This window comes from Streptomyces sp. 8N706, assembly GCF_052245415.1.
In the GTDB taxonomy this organism is placed as follows: Bacteria; Actinomycetota; Actinomycetes; order Streptomycetales; family Streptomycetaceae; genus Streptomyces.
Genome location: NZ_JBQQBW010000186.1, coordinates 1 through 7,415 on the forward strand (window position 1 = coordinate 1; position 7,415 = coordinate 7,415).

At 68.7% G+C, this 7,415-nt stretch carries 7 protein-coding genes; 6 read left to right on the forward strand and 1 reads right to left on the reverse strand.

Annotation, left to right across the window (positions count from 1 at the left end; genetic code table 11):
• The first annotated feature begins 280 nt into the window (after window positions 1-280).
• Window positions 281-853: a hypothetical protein gene (locus tag ACTWQE_RS33050; RefSeq protein ID WP_443332782.1), complete on the forward strand. Its 573-nt coding sequence runs from the start codon at window positions 281-283 to the stop codon at window positions 851-853.
• A 4-nt stretch (window positions 854-857) separates the two neighbouring features.
• On the opposite strand, the gene ACTWQE_RS33055 is transcribed toward ACTWQE_RS33050, so the two are convergent.
• Window positions 858-1,145, reverse strand: a complete 288-nt coding sequence (locus ACTWQE_RS33055; RefSeq protein ID WP_443332783.1) for a ferredoxin — start codon at window positions 1,143-1,145, stop codon at window positions 858-860.
• Window positions 1,146-1,387: 242 nt separating this feature from the next.
• Here ACTWQE_RS33055 and arc point away from each other — a divergent pair, with 242 nt between their 5' ends.
• From arc to prcA, 5 genes are all read left to right on the forward strand, one after another.
• Window positions 1,388-3,154: a proteasome ATPase gene (gene arc, locus ACTWQE_RS33060; protein WP_443332784.1), complete on the forward strand. Its 1,767-nt coding sequence runs from the start codon at window positions 1,388-1,390 to the stop codon at window positions 3,152-3,154.
• Window positions 3,155-3,443: 289 nt separating this feature from the next.
• Window positions 3,444-4,955, forward strand: coding sequence for a depupylase/deamidase Dop (dop, locus tag ACTWQE_RS33065; protein ID WP_443332785.1), 1,512 nt, complete (start codon window positions 3,444-3,446; stop codon window positions 4,953-4,955).
• 120 nt (window positions 4,956-5,075) lie between these two features.
• Window positions 5,076-5,294 (forward strand): ubiquitin-like protein Pup, encoded by a 219-nt coding sequence (locus tag ACTWQE_RS33070; RefSeq protein WP_351515111.1) that lies wholly within the window; start codon window positions 5,076-5,078, stop codon window positions 5,292-5,294.
• Window positions 5,295-5,407: 113 nt separating this feature from the next.
• Window positions 5,408-6,253 (forward strand): proteasome subunit beta, encoded by an 846-nt coding sequence (gene prcB / locus ACTWQE_RS33075; RefSeq protein ID WP_443332786.1) that lies wholly within the window; start codon window positions 5,408-5,410, stop codon window positions 6,251-6,253.
• A gap of 108 nt (window positions 6,254-6,361) precedes the next feature.
• A complete protein-coding gene (gene prcA, locus ACTWQE_RS33080; RefSeq protein ID WP_443332787.1) occupies window positions 6,362-7,171 on the forward strand; it encodes a proteasome subunit alpha in 810 nt (269 codons plus the stop codon).
• The last annotated feature ends 244 nt before the right edge of the window (window positions 7,172-7,415 follow it).

Genomic DNA, 7,415 nt, shown 5'->3' on the forward strand with positions numbered 1-7,415 from the left:
CCCCGGGTGAGGCCTCCACAACCTCCAAACGCCACCGCCGACTTCCTTCATGGGGATGTCGTTGGTGCCGCTTTTCCGGATCGGATCGCACAGGCACCGCCCCGGGCGTTCCCGGTGAGTGTGACATGTGGCACGATGCTGGCCACCCCCATCGGCTCCGCTTTCCCAGGAGACATCCCGCGTGCAGCCCTCGGCCGGCCCCGCGTCCTCCCCGCCGCCCCGCCCTGTGCCCGTCCCGTCCCCCCGTACCGTGGCCTCGCCGCCGCCCCCCGCGCCCCGCGTGGAGCTTCCGCACACCCGTACGCGTCCGGTGCACTGGCTCGCCACCGCGGTCGCTCTCGCCGCCCTGCTGGGCGCCTCCGCCCTCGTCCAGCCGTCGCCCGCCACGGCGACGCCTCCGGTCGCAGTGGCGGACGCGCCCGCCGCACCGCTGCCCGTCCGGGCCGACGGCCCCGATCCCGGGAAGGCCCGGTATCCGGTCGACTGCGGGCCCGAGACGGTGCGGGTGGTCCAGGACGGATCGGCCGACCTCGACGGCGACGGCAGGGCCGAGACGGTCGCGGTCGTGCGCTGCAACGCCGGGTTCGGCACACCGCCCAGCGGTATCTATGTCCTCGCGCACCCGGCCGGAGGCAAGGGCGCTCCCCGCGTCGTGGAGACCTTCCTCGACCCGAAGCAGGGCATGAGCGTCACGGGTTTCGCGGTGCGCGGCCGTACGGTCTCGGCGACGCTGCTCGGCTACTCCTCGGCGGACGTACCGCGCTGCTGCCCGGACAAGCAGCGGAAGGTCAAGTGGCAGTGGCACGAGGGCAAGTTCGGACTGATCGCGCTCCCTGTCGCGGGGAGTGTGTGACCCATCACTCCGCGTCGGGGCCGTACACCTCAACCTTGTCCGAAACTCGACGCACGTGGATGCAGTCGCCGGGGCATTCCTTGGCGGAGTCGACCACGTCGTTGAGCAGCGGGAGCGGGACGGGGGTTGTGGCCCCGGGGGCGTCGAGCAGCTCGTCGCCCGAGCCCTTGACATAGGCCAGACCGTCGATGTCCAGCTCGAAGACCTCGGGTGCGTACTGCGCGCAGATCCCGTCACCGGTGCACAGGTCCTGGTCGATCCACACCTCGAGGGCATCGTTCTGCGTGGTCATCTCGCCTGCCGTTTCCTACGTACGTGAACCAATTGGAGCCAGCCCTGACGGGTGTTGACCGTCTCGACGATACAACCGGTCGCTTTCCGATGTTTGTGGGTGGGTATTCCCCTGGCGTGGGGACGTACGCAAGGGTGAAGATCGGACACAGCCCGACCGTCTTTGTGATCTAGGGGTTTCAACCCGCACCGGCCCAGGTAGGGTCAGGAAGCGTCCAGCTCCCCTTGGAGGAGGTGAGGACCGTGGCAGCCCACGACGACGACATCAACCGCGGCATCCGGCCGGGGCGGGGGTCTGAAGACCCTGCCGGCCAGGTTGCCTATCTCGAGCAGGAAATCGCCGTCCTGCGACGCAAGCTCGCCGACTCTCCGCGTCACACGAGGATTCTCGAAGAGCGGATCGTCGAGTTGCAGACCAACCTGGCCGGCGTCTCCGCGCAGAACGAACGGCTTGCGAACACGCTCCGTGAGGCCCGGGACCAGATCGTGGCCCTCAAGGAAGAGGTCGACCGCCTCGCTCAGCCGCCGGCCGGCTTCGGTGTCTTCCTGCAGGCGAATGAGGACGGTACGGCGGACATCTTCACCGGGGGCCGCAAGCTCCGGGTGAACGTCAGCCCCAGCGTCGAGCTCGACGACCTCCAGCGCGGTCAGGAGGTCATGCTCAACGAGGCCCTCAATGTGGTCGAAGCCATGGAGTTCGAGCGGGCCGGGGAAATCGTCACCCTCAAGGAGATCCTCGAGGACGGCGAGCGCGCCCTGGTGGTCGGACACACGGACGAGGAGAAGGTGGTGCGGCTCGCCGAGCCGCTGCTGGACGCCACCATCCGGTCCGGTGACGCCCTGCTGCTCGAGCCCCGCTCCGGCTACGTCTACGAGGTCGTGCCCAAGAGCGAGGTCGAGGAGCTCGTCCTCGAAGAGGTACCGGACATCGACTACGACCGGATCGGCGGCCTGGGCAACCAGATCGAGCTGATCAGGGACGCGGTCGAGCTCCCGTATCTCTACCCCGACCTTTTCAAGGAACATGAACTACGGCCGCCGAAGGGCGTGCTGCTCTACGGCCCGCCCGGCTGCGGCAAGACGCTCATCGCCAAGGCCGTGGCCAACTCCCTTGCCAAGAAGGTCGCCGAGGTGACCGGGCAGCCCGCGGGGAAGAGCTACTTCCTCAATATCAAGGGCCCCGAGCTGCTCAACAAGTACGTCGGCGAGACCGAGCGGCATATCCGCCTGGTCTTCCAGCGAGCCCGCGAGAAGGCGAGCGAGGGCACCCCCGTCATCGTCTTCTTCGACGAGATGGAGTCCCTCTTCCGCACCCGCGGCTCCGGTGTCAGCTCGGACGTGGAGAACACCATCGTCCCCCAGCTGCTCGCCGAGATCGACGGTGTGGAGGGCCTGGAGAACGTCATCGTCATCGGCGCCTCGAACCGCGAGGACATGATCGACCCGGCAATCCTGCGGCCCGGCCGGCTCGATGTGAAGATCAAGATCGAGCGTCCGGACGCCGAGGCGGCCAAGGACATCTTCGCGAAGTACCTGAAGCCGTCGCTGCCGCTGCACGCCGACGACATCGGCGAGCACCGGGGATCCCCGGAGGCCGCGGTCGAGGGCATGATCCAGTCGGTCGTCGAGCAGATGTACGCGGAATCCGAGGAGAACCGCTTCCTCGAGGTCACGTACGCCAATGGCGACAAGGAGGTCCTGTACTTCAAGGACTTCAACTCCGGCGCGATGATCCAGAACATCGTGGACCGGGCGAAGAAGATGGCGATCAAGGCCTTCCTCGACCACAACCAGAAGGGTCTGCGCGTCTCCCACCTGCTCGCCGCCTGTGTGGACGAGTTCAAGGAGAACGAAGACCTGCCGAACACGACCAACCCGGACGACTGGGCCCGGATCTCCGGCAAGAAGGGCGAGCGGATCGTCTTCATCCGCACGCTGGTCACCGGAAAGCAGGGCGCGGACACCGGCCGGTCCATCGACACGGTGGCGAACACCGGTCAGTACCTGTAAACGGCGGTCCGGCTGCGGATGCCCTACCCCTGCTCAGGCGGGGCGCCGGGGCATCCGCAGCCGGCTGCGTTTCAGGACACGCCCGGGGCGTCACCCGGGAGGACCCGCCCGGTCACGGACCGGATCCGAGCAATGACGAAAATGATCTCCCCACCACCGCAAAGGCGTTCTAGGCTCGTCGGTACCGCCGAGTCGCACCGAGCGGGGACGGGCACCGCATACGCATCGGAGAAGCAGCGGTACTTGAGCGCCCACCCCATCCGGGGCGGCGCCGGGCAAGGAGGGCCGCATGACCGTACGGCGAGTAATGGGCATCGAGACGGAGTACGGGATCTCCGTCCCCGGTCACCCGAACGCCAATGCCATGCTCACCTCGTCCCAGATCGTCAACGCCTACGCGGCGGCGATGCACCGGGCGCGCCGCGCCCGCTGGGACTTCGAGGAGGAGAATCCGCTGCGGGACGCCCGCGGCTTCGACCTCGCCCGCGAGACCGCGGACTCCAGCCAGCTCACCGACGAGGACATCGGCCTGGCCAATGTGATCCTCACCAACGGTGCGCGGCTCTACGTGGACCATGCCCACCCCGAGTACAGCGCCCCCGAGGTCACCAATCCGCGTGACGCCGTGCTCTGGGACAAGGCGGGTGAGCGCGTCATGGCCGAGGCCGCCGAGCGCGCCGCCCAGCTCCCGGGAGCCCAGCCCATCCATCTGTACAAGAACAACACCGACAACAAGGGCGCGTCCTACGGCACGCACGAGAACTACCTGATGAAGCGGGAGACCCCGTTCTCGGACATCGTGCGCCACCTCACGCCCTTCTTCGTCTCGCGCCAGGTCGTCACGGGCGCGGGCCGGGTCGGCATCGGCCAGGACGGCCATGAGCACGGCTTCCAGCTGAGCCAGCGCGCCGACTACTTCGAGGTGGAGGTCGGCCTGGAGACCACCCTGAAGCGGCCCATCATCAACACCCGCGACGAGCCGCACGCCGACGCGGAGAAGTACCGCCGGCTGCATGTGATCATCGGTGACGCCAACCTCTCGGAGATCTCGACCTTCCTCAAACTGGGCACCACCTCCCTGGTGCTGTCCATGATCGAGGACGGCTTCATCGCCGTGGACCTGGCCGTCGACCAGCCCGTACGGACCCTGCACCAGGTCTCGCACGACCCGACGCTGCGCCGTCCGGTCACGCTCCGCAACGGTCGGACACTCACCGCCGTCCAGCTCCAGATGGAGTACTTCGAGCTGGCCCGCAAGTACGTCGAGGACCGTTACGGCGCGGACGCGGACGAACAGACCAAGGACGTGCTCACCCGTTGGGAGGACGTGCTGAACCGCCTGGAGCGCGATCCCATGAGCCTGTCGGGGGAGCTGGACTGGGTCGCCAAGCGGGAGCTGCTGGAGGGCTACCGGCGCCGGGACGGCCTGGACTGGGACGCGGCCCGGCTGCACCTGGTGGACCTCCAGTACGCCGACGTACGCCCCGAGAAGGGCCTCTACAACCGTCTGGCGGCCCGCGGGAAGATGAAGCGCCTCCTGGACGAGAGCGCGGTCCAGCGGGCCCGGACGAGCCCGCCGGAGGACACACGCGCGTACTTCCGGGGCCGCTGCCTGGAACAGTACGCGGACGACGTGGCCGCCGCCTCCTGGGACTCGGTGATCTTCGACCTCCCCGGTCGTGACTCCCTGCAACGCGTCCCCACGCTGGAACCGCTGCGCGGCACGCGCAACCACGTCAAGGAGCTCCTGGACCGCTGTCGTACGGCGGAGGAGCTGGTGCGCGTGCTGTCCGGGGGCTGAAACGGGACCGATCAGGGAATCATCGAGGTGGCTCCCGGACGTTGAGGTAACAGCAGGGCCGATGTCGGACCCCGGTTGTAGGGTCTGATCTTGTACGTCCAACCGAGCGGGGTGAGGGATATGGCGACCAAGGACACCGGCGGCGGACAGCAGAAGTCGACACGCTCCACCGAGGAGGTCGAGGAGACCGCGCAGGACGCGCAGGCCTCCGAGGACCTCAAGGAGCGACAGGAGAAGCTGTCGGACGACGTGGACTCCGTCCTGGACGAGATCGACGACGTCCTCGAGGAGAACGCGGAGGACTTCGTGCGGTCTTTCGTACAGAAGGGCGGCCAGTAGGACCGGCGCGCTCCGTCCCGCGCCCCCTCCGAGGGGGCGCGGGACGGATGACTTTCACGGCCCCGGGTAAGGTCCGTGCAGAATTCCAAGATCTGTCTGGTGGAAGGAAACGTGTGGAAGCCAACACTCGTAGCACAGGGCGTCTGCCGGCTGCCTTCCTGACGCCCGGCTCCTCGTCGTTCATGGACTTCCTGGCCGAGCACTCGCCGGAACTGCTCCCGGGGAAGCGGCCCTTGCCGCCGGTGCAGGGTGCGGTGGAGATTCCGCACGGCACCACGATCGTCGCCGCGACCTTCCCCGGCGGCGTGGTGCTGGCCGGTGACCGACGGGCGACGATGGGCAACGTCATCGCGCAGCGCGACATCGAGAAGGTCTTCCCGGCCGACGAGTACTCCGCGGTGGGTATCGCCGGAACGGCCGGCCTCGCCGTCGAGATGGTCAAGCTCTTCCAGCTGGAGCTGGAGCACTTCGAGAAGGTGGAGGGCGCTCAACTCTCCCTGGAGGGCAAGGCGAACCGGCTGTCCACGATGATCCGGGGCAATCTGGGAATGGCCCTGCAGGGCCTCGCCGTCGTGCCCCTCTTCGCGGGCTGGGACGTGGACCGTGAGAAGGGCCGGATCTTCTCCTACGACGTCACCGGCGGGCGCTCGGAGGAGCGCGGTTTCGCGGCCACCGGCTCGGGCTCCGTGTTCGCCCGCGGTGCCCTGAAGAAGCTCTACCGCGAGGACCTCACCGAAGGCCAGGCCAGCACCCTGGTCGTGCAGGCCCTGTACGACGCCGCCGACGACGACTCGGCCACCGGCGGCCCGGACCTGGCCCGCCGTATCTATCCGATCGTCACGGTCATCAACGACGAGGGCTTCCGCAAGCTCACGGAGGCCGAGTCCTCCGAGATCGCCCGTTCGATCCACGAGCGCCGGCTCGAGGAGCCGGACGGCCCGCGGGCCGCGCTGCTCTGAGGGCGGCGGACGAAGCGGAATACCCCCCCCAGCCACCTCCCCCAGCTACCGCTGGGGGTGCCCCCAGGAGGCGCCCCCCAGCCACTGACAGAAAGGGACGGATAGCCGGTGTCGACGCCGTTCTATGTCTCACCCCAGCAGGCCATGGCGGACCGGGCCGAGTACGCCCGCAAGGGCATCGCACGCGGCCGCAGCGTGGTCGTCCTGCAGTACGACGACGGCATCCTGTTCGTCGCCGAGAACCCGTCCCGGGCGCTGCACAAGGTCAGCGAGATCTACGACCGGATCGCCTTCGCCGCGGTCGGGAAGTACAACGAGTTCGAGAACCTGCGCATCGGCGGTGTGCGGTACGCCGACCTTCGCGGTTACACCTATGACCGCAACGATGTGACGGCCCGTGGCCTCGCCAACGTCTATGCGCAGACGCTGGGCACCATCTTCTCCAGCGCCGGCGAGAAGCCGTACGAGGTCGAGCTGATCGTCGCGGAGGTGGGCCCCGGCCCCGAGGACGACCAGATCTACCGGCTGCCGCACGACGGCTCGATCGTCGATGAGCACGGCTCGGTCGCGGTCGGCGGGAACTCCGACCAGATCGGCAGCTATCTCGACCAGCGGCACCGCGACGGGATGACCCTCGCGGAGGCGCTCAAGCTGGCCGTGGACTCCCTGGCCAGGGACAACAACGGCGGAGAGCGCAGCCTCGCCGCCGAGCAGCTGGAGGTCGCGGTCCTGGACCGCAACCGGCCGCAGAAGCGGAAGTTCAAGCGGCTGCTGGGGCGTCAGCTCTCCCGGCTGCTGGAGCCGGAGGGCGGCTCGTCGACGGGCTCGGCGGCCGTCGAGGATGTGAAGCTCCCGGAGGAGTCGGGCCCGGACGCGGAGTCCGGTTCCGCCTCCGGCTCGGAGGAATCGGAGGAGTAGGACCGGCAGCTCGGACGTGTGTTCCGCGCCCCCGGACGGCACCCGCCGTCCGGGGGTGCGGCCGGTTCCGGGAGCAGCAGCCGGCGGCCGGGGGGAACGTTGCCGGGAGCGGGGGCCCTCCGGGCGTAACCGGGGAGGTACCACCCGCCGGGCAGGACCGGCCTCAGTGCCCGGGTGGTGGCCGGCCGGGCGGGACTGGGGTTTCGGGACGGGGTGGTGCTCTGCGCCGGGCAGGGCCGCAAGC

Coding starts and splice junctions, on each gene's coding strand:
- ACTWQE_RS33055 (WP_443332783.1), bottom strand. CDS start 1,145: ATGACCACGCAGAACGATGCCCTCGAGGTGTGGATCGACCAGGACCTG.
- dop (WP_443332785.1), top strand. CDS start 3,444: ATGACCGTACGGCGAGTAATGGGCATCGAGACGGAGTACGGGATCTCC.
- ACTWQE_RS33070 (WP_351515111.1), top strand. CDS start 5,076: ATGGCGACCAAGGACACCGGCGGCGGACAGCAGAAGTCGACACGCTCC.